Origin of the sequence: Marinomonas vulgaris (assembly GCF_018145875.1) — a bacterium.
GTDB lineage: Bacteria > Pseudomonadota > Gammaproteobacteria > Pseudomonadales > Marinomonadaceae > Marinomonas > Marinomonas vulgaris.
In genome coordinates, this window is sequence record NZ_JAGSSV010000004.1 from 168,840 (window position 1) to 194,640 (window position 25,801).

At 47.3% G+C, this 25,801-nt stretch carries 24 protein-coding genes; 13 read left to right on the forward strand and 11 right to left on the reverse strand.

The window, feature by feature from the left end; translation table 11 throughout:
* Nucleotides 1-58 precede the first annotated feature (58 nt).
* Complete coding sequence (locus J9B83_RS05455; protein WP_211535725.1) at nucleotides 59-541, forward strand: FKBP-type peptidyl-prolyl cis-trans isomerase; 483 nt, start codon at nucleotides 59-61, stop codon at nucleotides 539-541.
* Between the two features lie 84 nt (nucleotides 542-625).
* Here J9B83_RS05455 and J9B83_RS05460 read toward each other — a convergent pair whose 3' ends face one another.
* From J9B83_RS05460 to J9B83_RS05470, 3 genes are all read right to left on the reverse strand, one after another.
* Nucleotides 626-1,102 carry a GNAT family N-acetyltransferase gene (locus J9B83_RS05460; protein ID WP_211535726.1) on the reverse strand — a complete coding sequence of 159 codons (477 nt, stop codon included), beginning with the start codon at nucleotides 1,100-1,102 and terminating at the stop codon, nucleotides 626-628.
* A gap of 73 nt (nucleotides 1,103-1,175) precedes the next feature.
* Entirely contained in the window at nucleotides 1,176-1,919 is a 744-nt protein-coding gene (locus J9B83_RS05465) for an anti-sigma factor (RefSeq protein WP_211535727.1), read from the reverse strand.
* On the reverse strand, nucleotides 1,916-2,485 hold the full coding sequence (locus J9B83_RS05470) for a sigma-70 family RNA polymerase sigma factor (RefSeq protein ID WP_211535728.1): 570 nt from the start codon (nucleotides 2,483-2,485) through the stop codon (nucleotides 1,916-1,918). Before J9B83_RS05470 ends, J9B83_RS05465 begins: the two co-directional genes overlap by 4 nt.
* 225 nt (nucleotides 2,486-2,710) lie before the next feature.
* Between J9B83_RS05470 and J9B83_RS05475 the strand changes: the two genes are divergently transcribed.
* A complete protein-coding gene (locus J9B83_RS05475) occupies nucleotides 2,711-3,262 on the forward strand; it encodes a DUF3455 domain-containing protein (RefSeq protein ID WP_211535729.1) in 552 nt (183 codons plus the stop codon).
* A gap of 145 nt (nucleotides 3,263-3,407) precedes the next feature.
* On the opposite strand, the gene J9B83_RS05480 is transcribed toward J9B83_RS05475, so the two are convergent.
* Nucleotides 3,408-4,061, reverse strand: coding sequence for a helix-turn-helix domain-containing protein (locus tag J9B83_RS05480; protein ID WP_211535730.1), 654 nt, complete (start codon nucleotides 4,059-4,061; stop codon nucleotides 3,408-3,410).
* Nucleotides 4,062-4,388: 327 nt separating this feature from the next.
* On the opposite strand from J9B83_RS05480, the gene glnT reads away from it, so the two are divergent.
* The 5 genes from glnT (at nucleotide 4,389) to J9B83_RS05505 (ending at nucleotide 10,233) form a co-directional block, all read left to right on the forward strand.
* Nucleotides 4,389-5,723, forward strand: coding sequence for a type III glutamate--ammonia ligase (gene glnT / locus J9B83_RS05485; RefSeq protein WP_211535731.1), 1,335 nt, complete (start codon nucleotides 4,389-4,391; stop codon nucleotides 5,721-5,723).
* A 42-nt stretch (nucleotides 5,724-5,765) separates the two neighbouring features.
* A complete protein-coding gene (locus tag J9B83_RS05490) occupies nucleotides 5,766-6,665 on the forward strand; it encodes a class II glutamine amidotransferase (protein WP_211535732.1) in 900 nt (299 codons plus the stop codon).
* A gap of 17 nt (nucleotides 6,666-6,682) precedes the next feature.
* Nucleotides 6,683-7,366: a GltB/FmdC/FwdC-like GXGXG domain-containing protein gene (locus J9B83_RS05495; RefSeq protein WP_211535733.1), complete on the forward strand. Its 684-nt coding sequence runs from the start codon at nucleotides 6,683-6,685 to the stop codon at nucleotides 7,364-7,366.
* A 19-nt stretch (nucleotides 7,367-7,385) separates the two neighbouring features.
* Nucleotides 7,386-8,708: an FMN-binding glutamate synthase family protein gene (locus J9B83_RS05500; RefSeq protein WP_211535734.1), complete on the forward strand. Its 1,323-nt coding sequence runs from the start codon at nucleotides 7,386-7,388 to the stop codon at nucleotides 8,706-8,708.
* Nucleotides 8,709-8,973: 265 nt separating this feature from the next.
* Nucleotides 8,974-10,233 carry an ammonium transporter gene (locus J9B83_RS05505; RefSeq protein WP_211535764.1) on the forward strand — a complete coding sequence of 420 codons (1,260 nt, stop codon included), beginning with the start codon at nucleotides 8,974-8,976 and terminating at the stop codon, nucleotides 10,231-10,233.
* Between the two features lie 78 nt (nucleotides 10,234-10,311).
* On the opposite strand, the gene J9B83_RS05510 is transcribed toward J9B83_RS05505, so the two are convergent.
* Nucleotides 10,312-11,067: an IclR family transcriptional regulator gene (locus J9B83_RS05510; RefSeq protein ID WP_211535735.1), complete on the reverse strand. Its 756-nt coding sequence runs from the start codon at nucleotides 11,065-11,067 to the stop codon at nucleotides 10,312-10,314.
* A 212-nt stretch (nucleotides 11,068-11,279) separates the two neighbouring features.
* Here J9B83_RS05510 and purU point away from each other — a divergent pair, with 212 nt between their 5' ends.
* From purU to J9B83_RS05540, 6 genes are read left to right on the forward strand one after another with little or no spacing between them, the layout of a single operon-like run.
* On the forward strand, nucleotides 11,280-12,134 hold the full coding sequence (purU, locus tag J9B83_RS05515) for a formyltetrahydrofolate deformylase (protein WP_211535736.1): 855 nt from the start codon (nucleotides 11,280-11,282) through the stop codon (nucleotides 12,132-12,134).
* Nucleotides 12,135-12,159: 25 nt separating this feature from the next.
* Nucleotides 12,160-13,035, forward strand: coding sequence for a bifunctional methylenetetrahydrofolate dehydrogenase/methenyltetrahydrofolate cyclohydrolase FolD (folD, locus tag J9B83_RS05520; protein ID WP_211535737.1), 876 nt, complete (start codon nucleotides 12,160-12,162; stop codon nucleotides 13,033-13,035).
* 29 nt (nucleotides 13,036-13,064) lie between these two features.
* Nucleotides 13,065-14,312 carry an FAD-dependent oxidoreductase gene (locus J9B83_RS05525; protein WP_211535738.1) on the forward strand — a complete coding sequence of 416 codons (1,248 nt, stop codon included), beginning with the start codon at nucleotides 13,065-13,067 and terminating at the stop codon, nucleotides 14,310-14,312.
* A 10-nt stretch (nucleotides 14,313-14,322) separates the two neighbouring features.
* The gene (locus J9B83_RS05530) at nucleotides 14,323-14,634 is read left to right on the forward strand and encodes a sarcosine oxidase subunit delta (protein ID WP_211535739.1); all 312 of its coding nucleotides are present in this window, start codon (nucleotides 14,323-14,325) and stop codon (nucleotides 14,632-14,634) included.
* Nucleotides 14,631-17,552 carry a 2Fe-2S iron-sulfur cluster-binding protein gene (locus tag J9B83_RS05535; RefSeq protein ID WP_211535740.1) on the forward strand — a complete coding sequence of 974 codons (2,922 nt, stop codon included), beginning with the start codon at nucleotides 14,631-14,633 and terminating at the stop codon, nucleotides 17,550-17,552. Before J9B83_RS05530 ends, J9B83_RS05535 begins: the two co-directional genes overlap by 4 nt.
* A complete protein-coding gene (locus tag J9B83_RS05540) occupies nucleotides 17,552-18,142 on the forward strand; it encodes an aminomethyltransferase family protein (RefSeq protein ID WP_211535741.1) in 591 nt (196 codons plus the stop codon). The genes J9B83_RS05535 and J9B83_RS05540 overlap by 1 nt, the downstream gene beginning before the upstream one ends.
* A gap of 122 nt (nucleotides 18,143-18,264) precedes the next feature.
* Here the strand turns inward: J9B83_RS05540 and J9B83_RS05545 are convergent, their stop codons facing one another.
* The 6 genes from J9B83_RS05545 to J9B83_RS05570 all read right to left on the reverse strand — a co-directional run bounded on the left by J9B83_RS05545 (nucleotide 18,265) and on the right by J9B83_RS05570 (nucleotide 25,793).
* Nucleotides 18,265-18,738: a PaaI family thioesterase gene (locus tag J9B83_RS05545; RefSeq protein WP_211535742.1), complete on the reverse strand. Its 474-nt coding sequence runs from the start codon at nucleotides 18,736-18,738 to the stop codon at nucleotides 18,265-18,267.
* Nucleotides 18,739-18,795: 57 nt separating this feature from the next.
* Nucleotides 18,796-20,436 carry an electron transfer flavoprotein-ubiquinone oxidoreductase gene (locus J9B83_RS05550; protein ID WP_211535743.1) on the reverse strand — a complete coding sequence of 547 codons (1,641 nt, stop codon included), beginning with the start codon at nucleotides 20,434-20,436 and terminating at the stop codon, nucleotides 18,796-18,798.
* 81 nt (nucleotides 20,437-20,517) lie between these two features.
* On the reverse strand, nucleotides 20,518-22,308 hold the full coding sequence (locus tag J9B83_RS05555; RefSeq protein ID WP_211535744.1) for an acyl-CoA dehydrogenase: 1,791 nt from the start codon (nucleotides 22,306-22,308) through the stop codon (nucleotides 20,518-20,520).
* Nucleotides 22,309-22,374: 66 nt separating this feature from the next.
* Nucleotides 22,375-23,310, reverse strand: coding sequence for an electron transfer flavoprotein subunit alpha/FixB family protein (locus J9B83_RS05560; RefSeq protein WP_211535745.1), 936 nt, complete (start codon nucleotides 23,308-23,310; stop codon nucleotides 22,375-22,377).
* A complete protein-coding gene (locus J9B83_RS05565; RefSeq protein ID WP_211535746.1) occupies nucleotides 23,311-24,099 on the reverse strand; it encodes an electron transfer flavoprotein subunit beta/FixA family protein in 789 nt (262 codons plus the stop codon). It lies immediately after the preceding gene.
* Nucleotides 24,096-25,793, reverse strand: a complete 1,698-nt coding sequence (locus J9B83_RS05570; protein ID WP_211535747.1) for an acyl-CoA synthetase — start codon at nucleotides 25,791-25,793, stop codon at nucleotides 24,096-24,098. Before J9B83_RS05570 ends, J9B83_RS05565 begins: the two co-directional genes overlap by 4 nt.
* Nucleotides 25,794-25,801: the final 8 nt, after the last annotated feature.

The window sequence follows — 25,801 nt, forward strand, 5'->3', positions numbered from 1 at the left end:
TGCTTGTATCAAACGCTCGTTCCCTTATAACTTATTATTTATTACTTAGGAGAATACAATGCAAATTACTGAAAACGCCGTTGTGAGCATGCACTACACATTGACCGATGAAGCTGGTCAGGAATTGGATTCCTCTGTTGGTCAAGAGCCATTAGTGTTTCTAAGCGGTGCGCAAAACATCATCGACGGTTTGGATAAAGCCCTTCAAGGCAAAACAGCGGGCGAAAAGCTAGCTGTGTCTGTGGCTCCAGAAGAAGGCTATGGTGAAGTGCATCAAGAATTGATCCAAAAAGTACCGACTGAAAACTTCCAAGGCGTGGATGAAATTCAAGTGGGTATGCAGTTTATGGCGCAAACGCCAGGCGGTCAGCAGCCAGTTACCGTGATTGCGGTAGAAGATGATGGCGTCATGCTAGACGGCAATCACCCGTTGGCAGGTAAAACGCTGAAATTTGACGTTGAAATCATTGATGTGCGTGAAGCCCTAGCCGAAGAGCTAGAGCATGGCCATGTACATGGTGAAGGCGGTCATCAGCACTAAGTTTTTTACTTTTCAAAAAAGTAATGAGAAACAGCGTCTGGCAACAGGCGCTGTTTTTTTTCGTTTTGCTAATGGGGTTGAGGTTTATAACGGGGGGTCTTGAACCGGTAGGCTTTTTATCATGGTGTAGTGTTCTATGCCGTCTTCCATGTAGGGTTCGGAAGCTGTGATAAACCCATGAGATTGATAAAACCCTTCAAGATGCGACTGCGCACCAATTTTAATCGGCCACGAAGGCCAGCGCTTTTCGATGTCTGCAGTGGCGTGGTGCATTAAAATATGCCCCAGCTTGGCTTTACGGTGGGACGGGGCGACCACTACCCGACCTATACTGGTGTGGTCAGTATAGGAGTCACCTTGTGCTAACAATCTAGCGTAGGCGACTATGTTTTGTCCTTCTAATGCATAAAGATGCTGGGTATTGGACAACTTATCTAGGTCGTCTAAATCGGAAAAAACACAGTTTTGCTCCACCACAAAAACATCACAACGTAACTTTATGATGTCGTACAGGGTCTCGACCGAGAGTTGCTTAAAAGGTTGGCAGTGCCAAGTTATCATGAAGGATTACCTATTCTATTCTTTAAAGCCATATGCTTAAGTCACTTATCAAAAAATACGTGAAGTCACAGCACTAGAGCATGATGACACCACGACCAATAGACGTAATAGGACCGGTTGGGCGACCTGTTGGTGAGCCAGTTTCTTGTTCTAGTGTTAACTCGAATAACTGGTTCTCGGTAAGTGGTGGCAGCTTGTCTAACGCCACTCTGAGTGTTTCGCCTTTTTTCACGAGCCCTAAAGAGACGGGCGCATCCCAACCATCGGCCTTTGTCCAAAACTGCAAGGCTTTTCCTTCAGGGATTTCAATGGCTGCGAGGGGAACCAGTTGCATTTGATTGGATTGGCTGGTCTGAATCACCCAGCCTGGGGTTTTATCCTCTGGCGCCACCAAGACCGCAATATAAGTAGGCTCACTTAACGTTGGCTCTATGGTTTGTAGCTGCACCGCGAAAAACACCGCCAACGCCATGCCTGCTCCGGTTAGTCCTCGCCAGATGGGCAAACTTTGCCAAAATGACGTTTTTTCTTTAGTAGGTTTAGACTTCGCAGGTTGATCAAGTTCATCTAGGCTGCGCTCTATGCGAGCCGATAAAGGTTGAGGTGCAGACAGTGGTGGTAGTTTATCGGTAATGGAAACAAAATGGTTTTGCCATTGATTAACCATTTTTTGCAATGCTGGACTCTCTGTCAGTCTGGCTTCAAACGCTAATCGCTCGGTTTTGTCTAAAGTCCCCAGTACATATTGCCCAGCAAGATTACTGTCGGTGTCTGGGGTATCCAAGTTGGTGTCTGATAGGTTGGTGTGTTGGCTCATTGTAAGCACTCCTTCAACGCATTTAAGCTGCGTTTGATCCACGACTTGACGGTGCCTAGGGGTTTGTCGAGTAGGGTGGCGATTTCATCTTGCGTATAGCCATCCACATAGGCGTGCAATACACAGAGTTTTCGCTCGGGCTCAAGGTGATTTAGGCAATTGGTGAGAGAGGTTTGCGCCATTGGATCTTGTGCTAAGGCTTCCACCTCATCGGCGTGATGTTCGTTTTCTTGCAATTGGTTATCGCACAGATCGAGCAAAAATTCAGGCTCAAACAAAATTTGTCGGTTGCTGTATTTAAGTGCGTTGAGCGCCAAATTGCGGGTTAGGGTATAAATCCAACCGCGGGCTGAGCCCAGGTCGCTATGATAATGTTGAGCGTTTTGCCAAATTTTAATAAAGGCATCGTGCACCACGTCTTCTGCCAGTGGGCGATTTTGTAGAATCCTCAGCACCACAGTGAGCAATCTCGGCGCTTCTTGTTCATACAACTGCATTAAAGCCCGACGATTCCCGGCGGCGCAATGCTTGAGCGTGGTTTCGTAGTCAAAGATGGATGGAGACACGCTGATCCTACCTAATGAAAAAAACCAGTGTACAAAACTGACTCTTTGAAGTCATTAAACGCGGGGCAAGAAGCGTGTTTTTTAAAGTATTCATCTTTTTTAAAATCTTTTTTAATTTTTTTTTAAATATTTTGCATCCAAACAATCATCTCGATTGTTGTACTTATAACAAACCGTCAAACGGACTGTTTTTTCATTAAAACTAGCTAAGTAAAGGAAACGACAATGAGTAATAAAATGATGTTTAAAGGCCTTCAAATCGCAGCGGTATCCGCTTTAATGGTCACAGCAGCGCAATCACACGCTTGGACTTTTTCTCAAGACAACTTACCAGCTTCCGTACAAGTACCAGCGGGTAACAAGGTAGCTATGTTTACATCAGCAGAAGGTAACATTACGTGGGAATGCAAAGCTGATGCGAAAAACATGGATCAAGCAAAATGGGCATTTGCCGGCCCTCGTGCGATCTTGAGTGATAACAAGGGTAACCACCTTGTTTCTTACTTTGGCCCACCAGCAACATGGGAATCTCTAGACGGTTCTTCTATTACAGGTAAGCAATTGGCAGTGTCACCTTCTGAAAAAGGCAGCATCCCAATGCAACTGGTTAAAGCCAACGCATCATCACGCCCTGGTGCGCTAGAAGGCGTTACTTATGTACAGCGTATTAACTTAAAAGGCGGCGCAGCACCAGAAACAGGCTGCAACATGGATAAGATCGGCCATAAAGTCGTTGTAAACTATTCTGGTGAATACTTATTCTGGAAAGCTAAGTGATTCTTATTTGACAATGGTTTAAATGGCTAACCAAGTTATTAATCAAAACCATTACAAAGTTCAAATCGTTACGAATGAAAAGCAGTCTGTCCTAAAATGGGGCGACTGCTTTTTTGTGTTAAGTGTGTCTCTATTTAAAAGAGGGTTAACTTTTATTATCGTGCATAATAAAAGACAGCAATTTAATTGGCACTTCTTCGAGTACTTCTGGCCCATGAGATATTTCTGCATCAAAAGAGAGGGAGTCACCGGCTTCCATTTTATAAAGATGATTACCATGTCGATACAGTAATTTACCTTCTAGTAAATGAATGAATTCTTGCCCGCGGTGAGAAAAGGTCGGGAAGACTTCGCTGGCGTCGTCCATGGTGATTAAGAAAGGCTCGTAAGTTTGTTTCTTGCCTTTGTTGTAACTCAATAATTGATACGTGTGGCCCTTTTCTGTACCGCGACGTACGACTTCCATTCCTTGGCCAGACTTGGTTAGCTGAGCGCCGCCTTCCGGTCGATCATAATCGGCAAACAACTGTGAAATTGATAAACCAATGGCGTCACAGAGTCGGCTTAGTGTGTCCAAACTGGTCGACACCTGAGCGTTTTCTACTTTACTGATCATGCCTTGGCTGACTTTGGCAATACGCGCCACGTCGGCAATTTTTAGCGCTTGTTCAACCCGTTTACGCCTTACTTGCAGGGCGATATATTCCTCAAGCTTTAGTTTTTGCGACGTATTGCGTTCCTGAACAATATCGCCCCTTTCTAGTGCGATAGCATGTGGCGATGGTGCATCAACTTTCATTCATTCAGTACCTGATGTTTGGCATCAATAGATTATTGATCGCAGAATTAAAAATTACACCATAAAAATCATAGACTTACACTGACAGTAAAAATATTTTCTTGATGATTATAAATATGGCAAAGATATTGCTTTCTTTAAAGGAAATAAAGATTCCTATTAGGAAACTAAAGCGGTTTTTATTCGATGCTTTGTCTAGTACGAGTGAGATCAGATTTGATGACAACGAAAGGGCGTTAAATACCTTTTTAAATGCGCTTTCACCAAGAATGTTTGACTCACTAATTAGAACATTCCTTAAGTTCATAATATGTTAGGAGATTAGAAATGCAATCAGATGCGGTAGAAAACTTTCTAAAAGACAACAATATCAAATACGTATTAGCACAATTTGTTGATATTCATGGTGTTGCCAAAACCAAATCCGTTCCTGCTAAGAATATTTACGATGTTGTTGAAAAGGGCGCAGGTTTTGCCGGTTTTGCTGTAAATGGATTGGCAATGGAACCCCATGGTCCTGATTTTCTTGCCCGCGGTGATATTTCTACCTTAAGTATTGTTCCTTGGCAGCCAGGTTACGCTCGATTGGTGTGTGATGGTTATGTTAACAATGCGCCACACCCTTATTGCTCTCGCGTTGTTCTAAAAGAGCAATTAAAAAGTTTAGAGGCAAAAGGTTGGACTTTAAACACCGGTCTTGAGCCAGAATTTTACTTGTTCAAAAAAGGCGAGCGTGGTGAGCTGCTTCCTGTCGATAAAACCGACACCCTAGACAAGCCTTGCTACGACTACAAAGGCCTATCTCGTTCACGTGAATTTCTTGAGCGCCTTACCGAGTCCTTATTAGCGGTGGATTTTGATGTTTACCAAATCGACCACGAAGACGCCAACGGTCAATTTGAAATCAATTATACCTACGGTAATGCATTGGAATCGGCTGATCGCTTTACGTTTGTGCGTATGGCGGCAGGTGAAATTGCCAATGACATGGACATGATTTGCTCTTTCATGCCAAAACCCGCTCCTGATGCAACAGGCAACGGTATGCACTTCCATTTGTCGATTACCGATGAAAGTGGCAAGAACCTTTTCAACGATGACTCTGACAAGCATGGCATGGGCTTATCGAAACTGGCTTACCAGTTTACAGCAGGTATTTTGGCACACGCCAAAGCCATTTGTGCTTTTGCCGCACCGACAGTGAACTCTTACAAGCGTCTCGTGGTTGGTGGTAATAGCTCAGGTGCCACTTGGGCGCCAGCTTATGTTTGTTACGGCGATAACAACCGATCTGCCTTGGTTCGCGTGCCTTACGGTCGTTTGGAATTCCGTTTACCCGACTCGGGTTGTAACCCTTACTTGGTGCACGCGGCACTGATTGCAGCCGGTATGGACGGCATCAATCGTGAATTGGATCCAGGCGAGCCAATGAACATCAATTTATACGATCTTTCTCTTGAAGACATCATCGCTAAAAACATCGAAATTTTGCCTCAGTCTCTTGGCGATGCGCTTAACGAGCTAGAAAAAGACGAAATCTTCGTCGAAGCCATGGGCAAAGACATAGTGGCGGAGTTTGTCAAAGTGAAGCGCGCGGAATGGAACGAATATTCTCGCCAAGTGTCGAGCTGGGAAGTAGAGCGTTACGCTGAATTCTTTTAATCAATCAATTTGTGTATGTAAACATTTATAGAGGTTTCTGCTATGTGTGGAATTGTCGGACTGTATTTAAAAAACGATAAATATCAAAACTCGTTAGGTGAGTTGTTTGAACCTATGTTGATTGCCATGACAGATCGTGGCCCAGACAGCGCGGGTTTTGCTATTTATGGCGATGAAGTAGCAGAAGGTTGGGTGAAACTGACCGTACGCCATGTTGAAGAAGACTTTGATTGGGCGACTTTGGCGGATCAGATGTCGAGCGTATTAAACTGCAAAGTAGACTGGATGCAAAACGCCAACGTGGCCGTGCTTAAAGTTAACAGCGACGAAGCGTCAGCACGCGCTTGCCTTCTTGAGCTTTGCCCAGAAGCGCTTGTATTAAGTGCGGGTGCATCGATTGAGATTCTCAAAGAAGTGGGTTTGCCAGAAAATATTGCCTCTAAATTTAATTTGAGCGGCATGAAAGGGACTCACATCATTGGTCACACTCGCATGGCGACTGAGTCTGCTGTGACCATGGAAGGTAGCCATCCTTTCTCAACGGGGTCTGATTTGTGCCTCGTTCATAACGGCTCTTTGTCTAACCACAACCGTTTGCGTGACAAACTAAAGCGCGAAGGCATTACTTTTGTGACGGAAAACGATTCTGAAGTGGCGGCAGGCTATTTGACGTGGCGTTTGAATCAGGGTGAAACCCTAAAAGAAGCCTTGGAACATGCGCTGAAAGACCTTGATGGCTTTTTCACCTTCACCATAGGCACCAAAGATGGCTTCGCAGTAATGCGTGATCCTATTGCTTGTAAACCCGCTGTCATGGCAGAAACCGAAGACTATGTTGCGATGGCGTCAGAGTACCAAGCACTGACTACCTTGCCAGGCATTGAAAACGCCAAGGTGTGGGAACCAGAGCCCGCTACTTTTTACATTTGGGAACGCAAATAGGTTTAGGAGAGAAGAAGATGAAAACGTTTGATTTAGCGGTAAGTACGGTACGAGAATTTAACCAAGCATTGCACGATGAAAAAAACATTGTCACTGAAAAAGAGTGGGCGGCGACGAACCCAAAAGGCATGCACAACATCGCAGTGGGTTTAGACGCTGACATCGCTGTCGATATCCACGGACACGCTGGGTACTTTTGTGCGGGTATGAACAAAACAGCTGCGGTGACTATTCATGGTAACGCCGGTCAAGGTGTGGCAGAAAACATGATGTCGGGTGTGGTTCGTGTGAAGGGCGATGCCTCTCAAGCGGCAGGCGCAACGGCTCATGGTGGCTTATTGGTCATCGAAGGCAACGCCGGTGCCCGTTGTGGTATTTCCATGAAAGGCGTGGACATTGTTGTAAAAGGCAGCATTGGTCACATGAGCTGCTTCATGGGGCAGTCTGGTTCATTGGTTGTATGCGGCGATGCCGGCGAAGCGCTGGGTGATTCCTTGTATGAAGTACACATTTACGTAAAAGGCACAGTGAAATCTCTTGGTGCGGACTGTATCGAAAAAGAAATGCGTGAAGAGCACATCGCAGAATTGACCGGCTTGTTAGAAAAAGCGGGCTTTGATGAAGACCCTTCTGCGTTTAAACGCTACGGCTCAGCGCGTCAGCTGTACACCTTTAAAGTCGACAACGCGTCCGCTTACTAATTTTTGAGAGGTTTTTATTATGAGCAACGAGAAAAATATTAGCTTGAAAGAGTCCGCTACTTTTGATCGCAGTACCATGGCTGAAATTCGCCGTGCGGCAGAAACCGGTATCTACGACATTCGTGGTTTTGGCGCGAAGCGTAAACTGCCTCATTTTGATGATTTGTTGTTTCTGGGTGCGAGTATGTCTCGTTACCCACTAGAAGGTTACCGCGAAACCTGTAATACCTCTGTGGTATTAGGTGATCGTTTTGCGAAAAAGCCGATCACCATTGAAACGCCAGTGACCATTGCCGGCATGAGTTTTGGTGCTTTGTCGGCTAATGCGAAAGAAGCCTTGGGTCGTGGTGCTTCCATTGTTGGCACGTCAACAACAACCGGTGACGGTGGTATGACACCAGAAGAACGTGGTCAATCAAGCAAGCTTGTTTATCAGTATTTGCCATCTCGCTACGGCATGAACCCAGACGATTTACGTAAAGCCGATGCCATCGAAGTGGTATTAGGGCAAGGCGCGAAGCCAGGCGGCGGCGGTATGTTGCTTGGGCAAAAAATCACCGATCGTGTGGCGCAAATGCGTAATCTGCCAAAAGGTATCGATCAGCGTTCTGCATGTCGCCACCCTGATTGGACGGGTCCTGATGATTTAGCGATTAAAATTCAAGAAATTCGTGAAATCACTGATTGGCAGGTGCCGATATACATCAAGATTGGTGCGACTCGTACCTATTACGATGTGAAATTGGCGGTAAAAGCGGGCGCGGATGTCATTGTTGTCGACGGTATGCAAGGTGGCACAGCCGCAACGCAAGACGTGTTCATCGAGCACGTCGGTATTCCGACCATGGCGGCGATTCCACAAGCGGTTCAAGCGCTACAAGAGATGGGCATGCACCGTAAAGTGCAGTTGATTGTTTCAGGTGGTATTCGTAACGGGGCTGATGTGGCTAAGTGCATGGCGCTTGGTGCGGATGCGGTTGCCATTGGTACAGCGGCCTTGGTTGCTTTGGGATGTAACGATCCGAAATGGGACGACGAATATAAAGCCATTGGTTCTGCTGCGGGTTATTACGATGATTACCAAGATGGTAAAGACCCTGCTGGTATTTCGACACAAGATCCAGAATTGAGTAAACGTCTTGACCCTGTTGCAGCGGGTCGTCGTTTGGCGAATTACCTACGCGTATTGACGCTAGAAGCACAAACGTTGGCGCGTGCTTGCGGTAAGAACGATTTGCGTAACCTTGAGCCAGAAGATTTGGTGGCCTTGACCGTCGAGTCAGCGGCCATGGCGCGTGTTCCTTTGGCGGGCACGACTTGGGTGCCAGGTCAGAAGTACTGATTGATCCGGACTTCTCTGTTTATAAGAACCACGCTACGGCGTGGTTTTTTTGTGCACCAATATATTCGACTGTCCTTTTTTGGTGCTAAAAAGATCAAGAAAACATGTATATATGAATTATGTATTCATATATCAAAATATAAATAATTTTTCTATTTAAATCAGTATCTTAGATATAAGTGGCCTAAAACCTGTATTAAGCATTGGTAAGAAATTAAATTTCTCACTGGTAAATTTATGGATCGCAACGTGGAGAATAATGTTTATGGTTAATATGGTGATGGAACTCAGTTACGCATTGGATACCTTTTATTTCTTAATGTGTACTGCACTCGTAATGTGGATGGCGGCTGGCTTTTCGATGTTAGAGGCCGGCTTGGTGCGTGGTAAAAACACGGTCGAAATTCTGAATAAAAACGCTTTGTTGTATGGCATCGCGTGTTTTGTCTACTTGGTGGTGGGTTACAACGTTATGTACCCAGCGGATCCTATTAGCTCATACATTCCAGGTATTGGCTTTTTCTTGGGTGCGGATAATAGTGTAGAAGCGGTTGTGAATGGCGGTGCAGATGCTCCGTATTACTCGACTATGTCTGACTTCATTTTCCAAGCGGTGTTTGCCGCAGCCACCATGTCTATTGTGTCTGGTGCGGTTGCTGAGCGCATGCGCTTATGGCCCTTCTTGATCTTTGCCGTTGTTATGGTCGGTTTCATTTACCCAGTAGAAGGTTACTGGAAATGGGGCGGTGGCTTCCTAGATGAGTTGGGCTTCCAAGATTTTGCCGGTTCTGTTGTGGTTCACATGGCAGGTGCGGCAGCGGCTTTGGCAGCGGTGATCATGGTGGGTCCTCGTAAAGGTCGCTATGGTAAAAATGGTGAAATTCGTGCGATTCCTGGAGCGAATTTACCATTAGCTGCGTTGGGCATGTTCATTCTTTGGATGGGCTGGTTCGGATTCAACGGTGGCTCAGAACTTAAAATTTCTAACGTAGAAGAAGCCAACGCGGTTGCAAAAATCTTTGTTAACACTAATGCGGCGGCCGCCGCCGGTATGATCGCAGCGGCTTTGTTAGCTCGTGCTTTGTTTGGTAAAACCGATTTAACCATGACTATTAACGGCGCGTTAGCGGGTTTGGTTGCCATTACTGCGGAACCTTTGGCACCGTCTGCCGGCATGTCGTCTTTCATTGGTGCGATTGGCGGTATCGTCGTTGTACTTTCTGTCTTGATGCTAGATAGACTGAAAATTGATGATCCAGTGGGTGCGATTTCTGTCCATGGCTCTGCGGGTATCTGGGGTATTTTTGCCGTGATGATTTCTAACGACGATGCCACTTTTATCGGTCAGTTAACTGGCACTGTGTGTACTTTCTTGTGGATGTTCACGACAACCATTATTGCCCTTTGGGTAATTAAGAAAGTCATGGGTCTTCGTGCTAGCGAAGAAGAAGAATTGGAAGGTATGGATATGCACGAATGCGGTATGCATGCTTACCCAGAGTTTGGTGTTGAAGCCAAAAAGTAGCGTCTTGCGCTGCACTTGTTGCGCCCCCCGAATAGCGTAACCAAAAGGCCCCGTTATGGGGCCTTTTTAGTGGCTTCTTTAAGGCGCCGCTTGAGAAATTGCTCTGGCCGTGTTCAAAAGTTGCTCTTTGGCGGCTTCAAATTGTTCTTGATGGTTCATGATCTGATCGGCACCCGAAATGTTAATCGCTGCGATGGTTTTGCCCAAATAGTTGGTGATGGGGACGGCAATCGCCGTGGCGTTATCGGAGCGATTACTGGAAAAACCTTGCGCCCATTCTTTTTTGAGTAGTGTTTTTAGCTCAGGCAAAGACTGTGGGTAGGGGCCTGGATAGGAATCCAGCTGTAAAGTTTGATACATAGCATTAAGTTCTATCTCACTCAATTGCTGCAGTAAAACCCGACCCATAGCAGTGGTGTGACAAGGTAAGCGTGAACCAAGAGGAATGTTCACCGACAGTCTTTGTGATGCCTGCGAACGATAGATATAAACCGTTTCCAAGCCATCTCGAATCGCCAAATGGCACGAAATAGAGGTGTTGTCTCTTAGTTCGTTTAAGTGAGGTGCAGCGATGTCGACCAGATCGCGGCCCGCTAAAAATGCAAAGCCACGAGACACGACTTGCGGGCCAAGTTCATAGGCGTTACGAGTGACTTTTTGCAAATAGCCCATGTCTAAAAGGGTTTGCACAATGCGATAGGTAGAGGAGGCGCTAACGCCCAGAAAATCGGCAAAATCCTGGGTATTCAGAACGCGTTTGTCCTTGTTGAACATTTCGATTATTTGCAAACCTCGAGATAACGCAGGAACATGGTAATCGGTGTTTGTAGTCATCTTTAATTCCGTATATGGTTTAATTTTTTGTATAGGTATTAGTTAGTTAAAAATACCACTATTTTTTGATTTTTACTTTCAAAAATAATTTATTTCAATATATTTGAATGTAACAGGTTAGTTAAGCAATAAATCCGAATTTATTTGTTCATATTTAAAATATATTTTTCTATATGAATTTTAATTTAACATGAAATAGGAGCCTAAAGGTCATGTCAACCGAGTTTGTATTAAAAGCGTCTTGCGAAGCCACCAGCGGCATTGTTGCAGCCGTTACGTCATATCTTGCTGCTAACGATTGCTACATTGCAGAAATGCATCAGTTTGATGACGAAGACAGTAATCGCTTTTTTATGCGGGCCGAATGCCGTATTCAAAATGCCAACATGACCATTGATACCATCCGTGCAGGGTTTGATGCGCAAGTCGCTCAGTTCAATATGGAATGGGATATTTTAGACAAAAGCGAGCCGGTAAAGGTGTTGCTGATGGTGAGCAAATTTGATCACTGTTTAGACGACTTGCTATACCGTCACCGTAAAGGTGAATTGCCTATGGAAATCACCGCGGTGGTTTCTAACCACAAAGATCTTCGATCTATGGCAGAGCGCGAAGGCATTCGTTTTGTGCATCTACCGGTGAACAAAGACAACAAAGCAGAGCAAGAAGCGGCACTGCTCGACATCATGGCAGAAACCCAAACCGATCTTGTGGTGCTGGCTCGTTACATGCAAATCTTGTCTGACTCTCTATGTAAAAAGTTACAAGGTAGAGCCATCAACATTCACCATTCTTTCTTACCAGGTTTTAAAGGTGCGAAACCTTACCATCAAGCCCATCATCGTGGCGTCAAGCTCATTGGTGCAACGGCTCACTATGTCACATCAGACCTAGATGAAGGCCCAATCATTGAGCAATCCGTGCAGCCAGTAGATCACACTTTTTCTCCTGAGCGTTTAGTGGCAGTGGGTCGTGATACGGAAACCGTTGCTCTGGCTAATGCGGTGCGCATGCATCTTGAACATCGCGTTTTCATGTATGGCAACAAATCCGTCGTTTTTAAATAATTCAAAATTTAGGTAGGAGACAGTCATGACGATCAAAATTGACGGTAAAGCCCTCGCTGATGAAATTGTGCAAGGTGTGGCCGAAAAAGTCGCTGCTTTTAAAGAAAAGCACCAAATTACTCCAGGATTAGCCGTCGTTTTGGTCGGCAACGACCCTGCAAGTTCTGTGTATGTTCGCAACAAGGTAAAGCGCTCAGAACAAGCCGGTTTGAACTCCATCGAGCATTATTTGCCTGCCGATGTGAGCCAAGCTGAGTTAGACGCGTTAGTGGATACTTTAAATAAAGACGATTCGGTACATGGCATCTTGGTTCAATTGCCATTGCCAGCGCATTTGTCAGATCAAAGAGTCATCGAAGCCATTGCACCTGCCAAAGACGTGGACGGCTTTCACCCTGTCAGCGCAGGTCGATTAGTGACTGGTCAACCTGCTTTGGTGCCTTGTACGCCGCTAGGGTGCATGATCATGCTAAATCGCCAGTGCGCGGATCTTTCAGGAAAGCATGCTGTGGTGATTGGTCGTTCGAACATCGTGGGTAAACCCATGTCGAGCCTATTGCTGCAGGCAAATTGCACCGTGACCATCGTTCATTCGCGTACCAAAAACATCGAAGCCATCTGTAAAGAAGCGGACATCTTGGTTGCCGCCGTCGGTAAGCCCTTGTTCGTTAAACCTGATTGGGTAAAAGAAGGGGCGATTGTGATCGACGTGGGCATTAATGCGGTCGAAGTCGATGGCAAACGCAAGCTAGTGGGCGATGTAGATTACGAGGCTATTTTTCCTCATGCCTCGGCGATTACGCCGGTTCCAGGCGGGGTTGGCCCAATGACGATTGCATGCCTAATGCAAAATACGCTGACAGCGGCTGAGTTTCAACTCGCCGACGCTGTTGCTGAATAGCCACTTATTATTTACTAAGGAAGCAGGGTATGCCTTTTTCATTACTAAAATACGGATTAAAAAACGATTATCCCTTTGAAAACGACATCGATTTACCGTCGCCGACGGAGCTAAAAAGACATTACGATGTAGTGATAATTGGTGGTGGCGGTCATGGGGTTGCAACCGCGTATTATCTCGCCAAATACCATGGTATTACTAATGTGGCGATTTTGGAAAAGGGCTACTTGGGCGGTGGTAACACAGCTCGAAATACGGCAGTAATTCGTTCTAATTATCTCACCTCGGAAGGGGTGAAATTTTACAAAGAATCCGTGGATCTGTTCAAAGGTTTGTCGAACGAGTTTGATTTTAACATCATGTATTCGTCTCGTGGTCAGCTTACTTTGGCGCACACGGACGCGACCATTCGCTCGTTTCGTCAGCGCACTGAGGTGAATACTCACTTTGGTGGCAAAACCGAATTGATCGATCCGCAACAAATCAAAGAACTCGTGCCAACGCTCAACATGAACCCAGCAGATATGCCTATTCTAGCGGGTTTGTGGCATATCGATGGCGCAACAGCACGACACGATGCTGTGGCATGGGGTTACGCTAAAGGTGCGACCCAACGTGGTGTCGAGTTACACCAGTTAACCGAAGTCACCGATGTGATCATTGAAAACGGCAAAGCGACGGGTGTGAAAACCAACCGTGGTAACGTCAGTTGCGGTTGTATTGTTCAAGCAGTAGCAGGTCACAGCTCCATTGTGGCAGCGATGGCCGGTATTAAAATGCCCATTACCACTTACCCATTACAAGCCATGGTGACCCAGCCGGTTAAGCCTTTCTTGAATCCTTTGGTCAGTTCATCGGCTTTGCATTGTTATGTTCAGCAGACTGGTCGCGGTGAAATGGTGTTTGGTGGGGGCTCTGATCCTTATCCGCTTTACAACACTCGTTCGACCCTCGATTTAAAAGAGAGCCTGCTGGCCAGTGCGGTGGAAATGTTCCCTTTCATGGCGAATTTGAAGTTAATGCGCCAATGGGCCGGCATTACAGACATGACCTCAGATTACAGCCCTATCATGGGGTTAAGTCCAGTAGAAAATTATTACCTTGATGCTGGCTGGGGTACATGGGGTTTCAAATCTACGCCAATTTGCGGAAAGACCATGGCGGAATTAGTCGCCAGTGGTGGCAAGGTGCCGGATCTGATCGCGCCGTTTGCCATGGATCGTTTTGATGTGTTCCGTCAAGTGAATGAAATGGGCGCGACAGCCGCCAGCCACTAAGGGGTAAGCAATGAAAATTATGAATTGCCCATTGAATGGGCCAAGAAACATCAGTGAATTTGTCTACGGCGGCGAAGTGAAAACCATGCCGAACCACCAGACATGTTCTGACAAAGAATGGGCCGAATACGTGTTTTATTCTGACAACACGATTCGTATCATCACCGAATGGTGGTATCACGCGGCATCCGGTTATTGGTTTATTGCTGAGCGACACACGGCCAGCGACGAAATTTTAAAAACCTACGATCCATCTGAATTATTCAACCAGCGTGTCGATTTTGAGAGCAAGCCTGAGCTTGCCGAGGAGCAGTCAGTATGAGCGGCCAAAACCGATTACCCGCGCCTTTAGGCTTGTATATTACGCGTGATAAAAGTGTCAATTTCACCTTTGAAGGCAAAACGTATCAAGGCCTTGAAGGGGACACTATTGCCAGTGCCTTGATTGCGAACAATCAATGGCTGATGTCTCGTTCGTTCAAATATCACCGTCCTCGTGGTCCTTTGACCATGGCAGGGCAAGACGCCAATACTCTGGTTCAGCTTAGTAATGAGCCAAACGTCTTGGCGGACAGACAGGTTATTTCGTCCAATTTGAGTGTTACCGGCCAAAACTACAATGGCACGCTTGAAAAAGACAAAGACGACAAATTAGGCTACGCCGGACGTTTCATGCCAGTAGGCTTTTACTACCGTGCTTTCTACAAGCCTGCGGGCGTATGGGACAAATGGGAACCCTTCATCCGCAAAAAAGCGGGTCTAGGTTTTGCTGATTTAACTTTCAAGCCTGTGTATCACGACAAAGCCTATCTTTTCCATGATGTGGCCGTCATTGGCGCAGGCCCTGCGGGCATGGCAGCGGCATTAAAAGCGGCCAATGCAGGCGCCAGTGTTTTGCTGGTGGATGAAAACCCTATTTTGGGTGGCGCATTAACCTACCATCGTTTCGATATCGAAGGCACTCGTGCGACGGCATTACGAGCACAATTAACCGCTGACGTTTTGAAGCACGACAAGATCAAGGTACTGACCAGTGCGACCTGTAACGGTTGGTTTACCGATAACTACTTGCCGGTGATCCAAGGTAACCGCATGTTCAAAGTGCGCGCCAAGCAGTGCATCGTGGCGTCTGGTGCTTTTGAGCAACATGTGGTGTTTCGCAACAATGATGTGCCAGGTGTGGTGATGTCGAGTGCGGCCATGCGTTTGATGTCTCAATACGCCATTAAACCGGCCAACAAAGCCGTTGTTTTAACGGGCAACGACGATGGTTATTTGTGTGCGTTAGAGCTTTACAAAAACGGCGTAGAAGTCCCCGTTATTATCGACATGCGCCCTCAGGTTGACGACTCCGCCTTGCACGATGCGGTCGTGGATTTGGGCATCAATGTGCTCTTTAACTCTACCGTATTTGAAGCGCTTCCCAGCTCAGATAAAAAGCGTTTGTCGGCGGTGAAAATTCACAGCATTACCGGCAAAGGGCAAGTTGCGGCCAGTGGTGTGACCATTCCGTGTGACTTATTGTGTATGTCAGCAGGTTATATGCCTGTCTACCAACTGCTTTGTCAGGCGGGTGCTAAGCTCAGCTACAACGATGACAGCGCTCGTTTTGCCTTGACCAATTTGCCAAACAACTTGCATGTGGCAGGGTCTGCCAATGGCGTTCACGAGTTGGACGCGGTCATCAATGACGGCGAGCAAGCGGCACACACCAGCTTGTTGTCTTTGGGTTTAGACAGCGAAGCACCGGCTCAGATGACGTGTCAGCGTCAAACCAATTTTCCTTGGCCTATTTTCAAACATCCGAAAGGCAAAGACTTCGTCGATTTTGATGAAGACTTGCAAGCAAAAGACATCATCAACGCAACACGCTTGGGTTACCGAGATGTGCAGCTGGTGAAACGCTTTTCGACCGTAGGCATGGGGCCATCACAAGGCCGTCATTCCGCTTTACCAACCGCGCGATTAGTCGCCGATGCCACACATCGTACGGTAACGGAAACGGGCGTGACGACAGCAAGACCGCCTTTTGTACCTGAAAAACTGGCACACATTGCGGGGCGTATTTTTAGTCCGCATCGTTACACGCCGATGCATCAGCGTCATCTTGAATTGGGTGCGCACATGATTCCAGCGGGTGTTTGGCGTCGTCCAGCTTATTACGGTAAACCAGCGGATCGTAACAGCATTATTCAACAAGAAGCCAACATGGTCCGAACCGCTGTCGGCATGATCGACGTGAGCACATTAGGCGGCTTGGAAGTACGCGGCCCAGATGCAGCGGAATTTGTGAACCGTATTTATACCTTTGGTTTCTTGAAGCAGCCAGTGGGTAAAACACGTTACGCTGTGCTCACCAACGAGCAGGGTGTTGTAGTCGACGACGGTGTCTCTTGTCGTATCGCTGAGGATCATTTTTACATCACAGCCACCACCGGCGGTGTGGATGCTGTGTATCGCGAAATGACTAAGTGGAACGCACAATGGCGTTTAAGTGTGGACATCGCCAACGTAACAGCGGCGTTTTCTGCGGTCAATGTGGCAGGTCCTTTGGCGCGTAAAGTGTTGACCAAAGTATGCTCCGATGTAGACTTTTCTAACGAGAGTTTCCCCTACTTAGCTTATCGTGAAGGCACCATTCAAGGCATTCCTGTACGATTGTTACGAGTAGGTTTTGTGGGTGAATTAGGTTACGAAATACATATGCCAACCTTATTTGGTGAGGCCTTGTGGGATCTGTTAATGGAAGCTGGTGCGGAATTCAACATGAAACCCTTTGGCGTGGAAACACAGCGTTTGTTGCGCCTTGAAAAAGGCCATATCATTGTCAGCCAAGACACGGATGGTATGTCGCACCCTGGGGAATTGTCTTTGGGTTGGGCGGTGAATCGCAAAAAGCCCTTCTTCCTTGGCAGTCGCTCGGTGGACATCGTGATGGCGCGTAAGCAAACACGCAAATTGGTTGGCTTTAAATTAAGCGCACAAAGTACACGTCCGAAAGAAGGTCATATTGTGTTGGCGGCGGCGAATCAAGCGGATTGCGCGATTACGGGCAACGTCACCTCGTCGGAATATTCCAGCACGGTAGGCGCAAACATCGGCATGGCCTTTGTCGGGATCGATCAGCAAGAAGTGGGCTCGACGTTCCCGATTCGAGTCGATAACGGGGAAATTGTCATGGCAGAAGTTGTTAAACTGCCGTTTTACGATGCTGGTAATGCACGTCAGGAGATCATCTAATGGGATTCTATAATTTAAGTTCTGCGCCTGAATTGCGCAAAAGCATGCTTAACCTAGACACCACCGCATCGATTCATTCCAGCATTAGCATGAAGGATTGCAGTGTGTTTTCTCGAGTCGGGTTTCGAGGAATTGGGGCGGAGGCGTTCTTGAACGCCAACAAAGTGCCTGTGCCTGCCAAGCCTAACCAATCGCTTTCTTTTCAAGAGGGTCTAGTGGTGTTGCGCTTGAGCAAATCGGAATTTTGGCTAATGAGCACCAACAACCAGAACCACGAGTTCATTGCGGCGTTAGAAGCCGCCGCTCAAGGCGTTGAAAACCTGTATCGTTTGTATTGCCAGCATAGCCACGCTTGCTTCCTTATTGAAGGACAAGACACAGGCACCATGTTTGCCAAAGTGTGTGGCGTGGATTTGAGCGCTCAAACGTTTAACGTGGGCGACGTGGTTCAAACATCGGTGGCCAGAATCAGCGCCATAGTGACAAAACAGACACAAGATGACAGCGACTATATTCTGCTCTTTGCAGACATCGCCAGCGTACAGTATTTGTGGGAAGCCTTAACCGACGCTTCGGCAGAGTTTGCTTAAACGAACGACTTACATAGTCGTGTAAGCACAAAAAGGTATTTTATGGTTGCCACTAAACAAGGGTTTTTGTTTAGTGGTTTTTTTATTTTAAGAGGCTCTTTTTTTATCGCTAAAATTTTGTGCTACTCAGGCTTTAATGCCACAGCAATCATGGTAGCTGTGGCGCAAGGCTCGCCGTTGGCGCTCAGACTTAGTGCTACGGTGGCTTTTCTGCCCTCCAACTGAGTGATTTCTCCGTAAAGCGTTAATTCCTCTTTAATTGGCGTAGGGCGAAGAAAGTCAATTGATAACGATGCCGTAACAAAGCGAAGAATAGGCGCTGTGCCCATCTTTCGTCCTTCTTTGAAATAGGCCGCTGCAGCCGCTGAGGCTGTGCCATGACAATCTAGAAGCGACGCAATCAGCCCGCCATAAGCCTTATCGGGGACGCCACCCGTGTGGTAAGGCTTGGGGGTGAAATGCGCGACAGTATGTGTCCTATCTTCTTCATCTAGCCAATAACTTTTTAACTGCAAGCCGTGAGGATTATCATGACCACAGCCATAGCAATGGCTGAACTCGGCCGGATAGGAATCTTGAAAAGCCTGTTTAGACATAATGTTGTCCCTGTCTTTAGTGTTATAAAAATGCCGTTAAGAAAAAGGCAGTGAAACCTACATATTGGGATAGTTCGGTCCACCACCGCCTTCTGGCACTCTCCATTGAATATTTTGCCCATAGTCCTTGATGTCACAGGTTTTACAATGAATGCAATTTTGCGCGTTGATTTGCAGCTGTGGTTGATTGTCTTTCTCGATCAGTTCATACACTCCAGCCGGACAAAATCGCTGGGCGGGCTCTTGGTGCAACGGAATGTTGACTCGATAGGGCTGCTCTTTATTATGCAAATGCAGATGGCAGGGCTGGTCTTCTTCGTGATTGGTATTAGATAAATACACGGAAGACGACTTATCAAAACTCAGCACACCATCCGGTTTTGGATAAACGATTTTTGTGCACTCGGTCGTGGGTTTGATTTGTAAATGGTCGGCTTTTCTGTCGTGGAGTTGAAGAGGCAAACGCCCCTTGAAAACGTTTTGTTCTAACGTGTTGAACGCACCGCCCCAAAATGGCCCTAGCTTATGCAACGCTGGCCCGAAGCTTTTTGACTCAAATAATTCGCTGTAGAGCCAACTATTACTAAAGAGTGATTCGAAGCCTGTCGCTTCAGTGTGTTGATGTTTTAAGGCACTAACAACCGCCTCAGCCGCGAGCATGCCTGATTTCATGGCGGTGTGCGTGCCCTTGATACGAGAAAAGTTCAGCGTGCCGGCATCGCAGCCAATCAAGAGGCCACCGGGAAAGGTCATTTTAGGCAAGGCGTTAAAACCGCCTTTAGCAATGGCGCGAGCGCCATAAGAAACGCGTTTGCCGCCATCCAAATATTGGGCTAACACAGGGTGATGTTTGAGCTGCTGGCATTCGTCAAATGGACTGACCCAAGGGTTGCTGTAATTGAGATCGACAATCAGGCCGACCGCAACCTGATGATTGTCCGCGTGATAAAGAAAGAAGCCACCGCTTGTGTCATCTTGAAGTGGCCACCCAGCGCCGTGTATTACTAAGCCGGGTTGGTGTTTAGCGGGGTCAATATCCCACAATTCTTTAATGCCAATGGCGTAGTGCTGAGGATCTTTGCCTTTGTCTAAGGCGTATTTTTCAATCAAGGTTTTGCCTAAATGACCACGGCAGCCTTCGGCAAAAAGCGTAAATTTAGCTTCTAATATCATGCCAGGCATATAACCAGATTTGGGTTCGTTTTGTGCGCTAAGCCCCATATCGGCGGTGACAATTCCTCTCACGCTGCCATCGTCGTGATAGACCACGTCGGCGGCTGGAAAACCTGGAAAAATTTCCACGCCCAAGCCCTCTGCCTGCTCTGCCAACCAGCGGCATAGGTTACCTAAGCTGGCAATATAATTGCCTGTGTTGTGCATGGTTTTCGGGGCTAACCACGTTGGAATCGTCCAATGTTGGGTTGGATTGCGTAGCCACAGTATCTGATCTTCCATGGCAGGTACGGTCAAGGGGGCGTGGCGCTCGGGCCAATCCGGAAACAACTCGTTGAGCGCCTTAGGATCAATCACCGCCCCCGATACGATATGAGCGCCTACTTCAGAGCCTTTTTCAACCACGCAAACGCTGATCTCTGTTTGCTCTGCTTGTGCTAATTGTTTTAGACGACAAGCCGCAGACAATCCCGCGGCGCCAGCGCCTACAATGACCACATCAAATGACATGACGTCGCGTTCCATGTTGCCTCTCCTTTTTAAGATTCAATGTTTAGCGTCTTATTTTTTAAAATATAAGTTTTTAAAATGTTAGTTTTTAAAATGTTAAAGCTGTTCAAGGTCAAGTGAGAAGGTACTGCTTAAACCGCTTAGTATGGTGTCGGCATGCTGATGAACACGCGGTAAATAGTATTCTGCGTAAAAATGCGCAGTGCCTTGTTTCCCTGTTAAGAACTCGTCGCTGTATTGTGTGTTTTGATTATGGGCTTCGTTGTGAGTCTGTAATTGCGCAGCGCGTAAGGCACTCTTTGCCATTAACCAGCCGCCACACAAATAGCCCATCATCATCAAATAATCGACACTGACAGCTGCCGCCATTTGGCGATCTGATTGGCCTTGATCAAGCAACCAGTTTTTTACTGTGGTGGCTTTTTGTAATGCTAGCGTGAGTCGTGGTGTAATATGTTGAAGCGTTTTATCTGTGCTTGCGGATAATTCCGTAAGGGTGCTGTCTACCTCGTTAAGCAGCTGAGTCAAGGCGTTTGCTTCATCGCTGAGGGTTTTTCGACCAACTAGATCCAGTGCCTGAATGCCTGTGGTGCCTTCATAAATGGTCAAAATACGAGCGTCACGAAAATGTTGCGCTGCCCCTGTTTCCTCAACAAAGCCCATACCACCGTGAATTTGAATGTTCAGCGACGTGAGTTCTTGGGACAGTTCGGTCATCCAGCCTTTTACGATAGGCGTGTAGAATTCAACGCGCTGTTTAGCGTCTGAGTCGCCGTGGTGATGTTTATCTATGTCGGCTGCGGCGCAAAGCGATAAAGCACGCATGGCTTCGCAACCGGACTTCATGGCCATTAACATACGGCGTACATCAGGGTACTCAATGATCGCGATTTTCTGGCCGTCTTTGCGAGTGCCTTGGGTGCGGTCTTTGGCAAATTGAAGCGCCTGTTGATAGGCTCGCTCAGAAATAGACAAACCTTGTAGGCCGACAGATTGTCGAGCATGGTTCATCATGGTGAACATGTAGTTCAAGCCTTTATTGGGTTCACCGATCAAATAACCTATGGCACCGCCATTATCGCCAAAACTCATGGTACAGGTTGGACTGGCGTGAATGCCTAGCTTATGCTCAAGAGAGATACAGCGAGCATCATTGAGCTCAGTTGGTTCTCCGTCCTCAGACAATACATACTTTGGCACCACAAACAATGAAATGCCTTTTACGCCCGCGGGTGCATCTGGCAGCCGAGCTAATACCAAATGTACGATGTTGCTGGTCATATGGTGATCGCCCCAAGTGATGTAGATTTTTTGGCCACGAATACGGTAATAATCGCCTTCTGGTGTGGCTTTACACGCCACGGCGGCTAGATCAGAACCTGCGTTAGGTTCTGTCAGGTTCATGGTGCCAGTCCATTCCCCTGAGATAAGTTTGTGAAGATAACGCGCTTGCAGCTCTGGGCTACCGTGTGCGATTAAGGCTTCCACCGCGCCTTGGCTCAACATAGGGCAAAGCGCAAACGCCATGTTGGCCGAGTGCCAAAGTTCATTGACCGCGGTGCCCAGTACATTCGGTAGGCCTTGGCCGCCAAATTGAGTGGGTCCCGTTAACATGGCCCAGCCATTATCGACGTATTGCTGGTAAGCGTCTTTGTAGCCAGGGCTTTGCTGAACGCCTTGATCGGTCAACACAGCGCCGTGTTTATCGCCTTCGGCATTGAGAGGCGCCAGTACATCGGTAGCCAGTTTACCAGCCTCTTGTACGATAACGTCTGCCAATTCGAGAGACACATCCTCTAATGCATACTGTGCGGCAAGCTTGTCAAGCTCCACCAGTTGATCGAGAACAAAAATAGTATCTTGTTGGGGTGCGATGTAAACACTCATAAATCACCTTAAAAATAAGTAATCGGTTGTTGTTCGGTAAACCTATTGCGTAAAAACAGTGAACGCCTACAAATGTGCTGTCATCGCGGGGACCGCTTCAAATAAGTCAGCCACGAGACCATAATCAGCGACAGAAAAAATAGGGGCCTCTGGGTCGTTATTAATTGCCACAATGACCTTAGAATCTTTCATTCCGGCAAGATGTTGAATGGCGCCAGAAATGCCAATGGCAATGTAAACGGAGGGCGCTACCACTTTTCCGGTTTGACCGACTTGCAAATCGTTGCCGATATAACCTGCATCGACCGCCGCTCGAGAAGCACCAACCGCGGCGCCCAGCTTGTCTGCAAAATCATAAATGAGGGAGAAATTGGCTTCTGAGCCGACAGCACGACCACCAGACACAATGATGTCGGCGCTGTTTAATTCTGGGCGGCTGGATTCGCTGAGTGTTTGCTCAACGAAGCGCACAGACATGTCAGGTAACTCGATGGATAGCGCTTGAATGTGAGCGGGTGACGCGGCGGGTTCATGGCTCGGAGCAGAAAATGCACTAGTACGAATCGTTAACACTTGGCAAGCGGCGTTATTTTGTACGGTAGCAATGGCGTTACCGGCGTAAATAGGGCGTTTGTATTGGTTAGCGCTGATAATGTCGATCACATCAGACACGGCATTTACACCACACAGCGCAGCGATTCGAGGGGCGAGGTCTTTGCCGAATGACGAAGACGCCAATAAAATATGGCTGTACTGTGAGCGTAAATTGGCGATGACAGGCGCGAGCGTCTCGCTAAACGACATGGCAAGTGCTTCATGATCCCAAGTCAACACTTGATCGATTCCGCCAACGGACGCGGCATCTTGACCCAATTGTCCTATGTCGTGACCTGCGATAAACACGTCGATCGGTTGCCCAAGCTGTTGCGCTGCTCCTAGTGTTACCAAGGTGTCGGCTTTTAAGTCGTGTTGGTTATGTTCCGCAATAATCAATGTTTTCATCTAGGCTTCCTTATCGTGCTTGGGCATCTGTACGTTAGGGTCGTTGCGCAATGTCGACATCAACTCATCCACGGAGCTCAATATGACGCCGGCTTGGCGCTGGGTTGGGCTGTCTACTGAGATAAGCTCAATGTCGGTAGTCAGTTCGATAGCGAGGTCGGCTAAGGTTTTCACTGCCAAGGGTTTGCGTTTGGCTTGCATTATTTTAGGCAGAGCCGCAAAGCGAGGTTCGTTGAGGCGTAAGTCTGTTGTGATCACCGCGGGTAAAGACATTTCGACGGTGAGTAAGCCGCCGTCCACTTCCCGTGTGACGATCGCTTTGTTATGTTCAATTTTAACGCGAGATGCGCAGGTCGCTTGTGGGAAGTCGAGCAAGGCCGCGAGCATTTGTCCGGTTTGGTTATTGTCGGCATCGATAGATTGCTTGCCTAATAGGAAGATGTCAGCGTTCTCTTCTTGCTGAATTTTGTGCAAAATATTGGCGACATCCAATGGGCTGACTGGAGTATCGCATTCCACCTGTAAGCCTCGATCAGCGCCTAAAGCTAGGGCGCTGCGAATTTGTTCTTGGCAACTTTTAGGGCCAATCGACACGACGACAATCTCGCCTACAAGGCCAGCTTCTTTTAAACGAACTGCCTCTTCCACCGCGATTTCACAAAAAGGGTTCATCGACATTTTGGTGTTGCTTAAATCCACATCGCTGCGATCGGCTTTGACGCGCACTTTCACGTTGTAATCGATAACGCGTTTTACCGCGACAATGACTTTTAAGGGATGATTTGTCATGCATGTTTCTCCAATGAAGCGTGTGCCGCAGGCAAGGCATTCGCCTGATCTCTAAGTAAAAATTTCTGTACCTTGCCTGTCGATGTTTTTGGTAAGGGGCCAAAAATCACGTATTTTGGGGTTTTAAAGTGCGCCATATGTTCACGACAGAACTGAATAATGTCGTGTTCACTGACGGTGTTTGCGCTTTTTATTGTGCTGTCTTTAAGGGTGATAAAAGCACAGGGTGTTTCGCCCCATTTTTCGTCTAACTTGGCGACAACGGCGGCTTCTTGCACCATAGGGTGACGATAAAGCGTGTCTTCTATTTCGATGCTGGAGATGTTTTCGCCCCCCGAAATAATGATGTCTTTCGAGCGGTCTTTGATTTCGATGTAGCCATCGCTGTGCCAAACGGCCAAATCCCCTGAATGAAACCAACCGCCCGCAAAGGCTTTGTCTGTAGTGGCTGGATTGTTTAAGTAGCCTTTCATGACTAAATTGCCGCGCATGAAAATTTCCCCCAAGGTTTTCCCATCTTTTGGAACTGGCTCTAAACTGTCTGGGTCGGCCACCATTAAGCCTTCAAGCATGGGCGCTTTGATGCCTTGTCGAGCTTTTAAACGGGCTTTTTCTTCGGCGCTATGATCGTCCCACTCGTCTTTCCAAGCACAATACACGCAAGGCCCATAGGTTTCGGTCAAACCGTACACATGGGTAATATTAAAGCCTATGGCCTCCATAGCCTGAATAACCGCTGCTGGTGGCGCTGCACCGGCGGTCATCACGTTCACAGAGTGTTCTATGCCAGATTTGACGCTGTCATCGGCGGCGTTGAGCATGTTGAGAATGATAGGGGCGGCACACAAATAGCCGACTTTTTCTTGTTTGATGATGTTGAACACGTCATCGGCTTTGGCGTGGCGTAGGCTCACACTCACGCCCGCCATGGCGGCAATCGCCCAAGGGAAGCACCAGCCATTGCAGTGAAACATGGGTAATATCCACAAATACACTGGGTGTTGAGTCATGCCCCACGACATGGCGTTGCTGATGGCGTTTAAATACGCGCCACGATGGTGATACACCACGCCTTTTGGGTCGCCTGTGGTGCCTGATGTGTAATTCAGCGTAATAGAATCCCATTCGTCTTCAAGTGCTGGGCAATCAAAAAATTCATCACCTTGCGTTAGAAACGTTTCATAGTCTGTGGCGCCGATCAGCTCGCCGCCTACCCATTGAGTATCATCAATGTCTATCACTAAAGGCGGCTTGGTGGGCAGAAGGGCGAGCGCGTCTTTAAGCAGGGTGCTAAATTCACGATCAACAAAGACCACTTTGCTGTTAGCATGCTGCAAAATAAACGCAATAGTCGGGGCATCGAGACGAGTATTGATGGAATTTAAAATGGCGCCAGCCATGGGCACGCCAAAATGTGTTTCAAAATGCTCTGAAATATTAGGTGCAATGACCGATACCGTGTCGCCTTTGTGAATGCCTTCGCGTTGCAATGCGCTAGCAAGCTGGCGGCAGCGTTGATAGGTTTCGTGCCAAGTGCGCTTGATCGAGCCATTAATGGTGGCAATACGGTCAGGGTAAATACTGGCCGTGCGCTCTAAAAAAGAGATCGGTGTTAAGGCTGTGTAATTAGCGGTATTTTTATCCAAATGACCGTTTTTGCTCAGTTGGGTATCGAGGGCGGTATTATTATTCATATTGTTGA

Bases quoted from the DNA above. Each gene is read 5' to 3' on its own strand.
- J9B83_RS05455 (WP_211535725.1), top strand. From the start codon at position 59: ATGCAAATTACTGAAAACGCCGTTGTGAGCATGCACTACACATTGACC.
- J9B83_RS05460 (WP_211535726.1), bottom strand. From the start codon at position 1,102: ATGATAACTTGGCACTGCCAACCTTTTAAGCAACTCTCGGTCGAGACC.
- J9B83_RS05465 (WP_211535727.1), bottom strand. From the start codon at position 1,919: ATGAGCCAACACACCAACCTATCAGACACCAACTTGGATACCCCAGAC.
- J9B83_RS05475 (WP_211535729.1), top strand. From the start codon at position 2,711: ATGAGTAATAAAATGATGTTTAAAGGCCTTCAAATCGCAGCGGTATCC.
- J9B83_RS05480 (WP_211535730.1), bottom strand. From the start codon at position 4,061: ATGAAAGTTGATGCACCATCGCCACATGCTATCGCACTAGAAAGGGGC.
- glnT (WP_211535731.1), top strand. From the start codon at position 4,389: ATGCAATCAGATGCGGTAGAAAACTTTCTAAAAGACAACAATATCAAA.
- J9B83_RS05490 (WP_211535732.1), top strand. From the start codon at position 5,766: ATGTGTGGAATTGTCGGACTGTATTTAAAAAACGATAAATATCAAAAC.
- J9B83_RS05495 (WP_211535733.1), top strand. From the start codon at position 6,683: ATGAAAACGTTTGATTTAGCGGTAAGTACGGTACGAGAATTTAACCAA.
- J9B83_RS05500 (WP_211535734.1), top strand. From the start codon at position 7,386: ATGAGCAACGAGAAAAATATTAGCTTGAAAGAGTCCGCTACTTTTGAT.
- J9B83_RS05505 (WP_211535764.1), top strand. From the start codon at position 8,974: ATGGTTAATATGGTGATGGAACTCAGTTACGCATTGGATACCTTTTAT.
- J9B83_RS05510 (WP_211535735.1), bottom strand. From the start codon at position 11,067: ATGACTACAAACACCGATTACCATGTTCCTGCGTTATCTCGAGGTTTG.
- purU (WP_211535736.1), top strand. From the start codon at position 11,280: ATGTCAACCGAGTTTGTATTAAAAGCGTCTTGCGAAGCCACCAGCGGC.
- folD (WP_211535737.1), top strand. From the start codon at position 12,160: ATGACGATCAAAATTGACGGTAAAGCCCTCGCTGATGAAATTGTGCAA.
- J9B83_RS05525 (WP_211535738.1), top strand. From the start codon at position 13,065: ATGCCTTTTTCATTACTAAAATACGGATTAAAAAACGATTATCCCTTT.
- J9B83_RS05530 (WP_211535739.1), top strand. From the start codon at position 14,323: ATGAAAATTATGAATTGCCCATTGAATGGGCCAAGAAACATCAGTGAA.
- J9B83_RS05535 (WP_211535740.1), top strand. From the start codon at position 14,631: ATGAGCGGCCAAAACCGATTACCCGCGCCTTTAGGCTTGTATATTACG.
- J9B83_RS05540 (WP_211535741.1), top strand. From the start codon at position 17,552: ATGGGATTCTATAATTTAAGTTCTGCGCCTGAATTGCGCAAAAGCATG.
- J9B83_RS05545 (WP_211535742.1), bottom strand. From the start codon at position 18,738: ATGTCTAAACAGGCTTTTCAAGATTCCTATCCGGCCGAGTTCAGCCAT.
- J9B83_RS05550 (WP_211535743.1), bottom strand. From the start codon at position 20,436: ATGGAACGCGACGTCATGTCATTTGATGTGGTCATTGTAGGCGCTGGC.
- J9B83_RS05555 (WP_211535744.1), bottom strand. From the start codon at position 22,308: ATGAGTGTTTACATCGCACCCCAACAAGATACTATTTTTGTTCTCGAT.
- J9B83_RS05560 (WP_211535745.1), bottom strand. From the start codon at position 23,310: ATGAAAACATTGATTATTGCGGAACATAACCAACACGACTTAAAAGCC.
- J9B83_RS05565 (WP_211535746.1), bottom strand. From the start codon at position 24,099: ATGACAAATCATCCCTTAAAAGTCATTGTCGCGGTAAAACGCGTTATC.
- J9B83_RS05570 (WP_211535747.1), bottom strand. From the start codon at position 25,793: ATGAATAATAATACCGCCCTCGATACCCAACTGAGCAAAAACGGTCAT.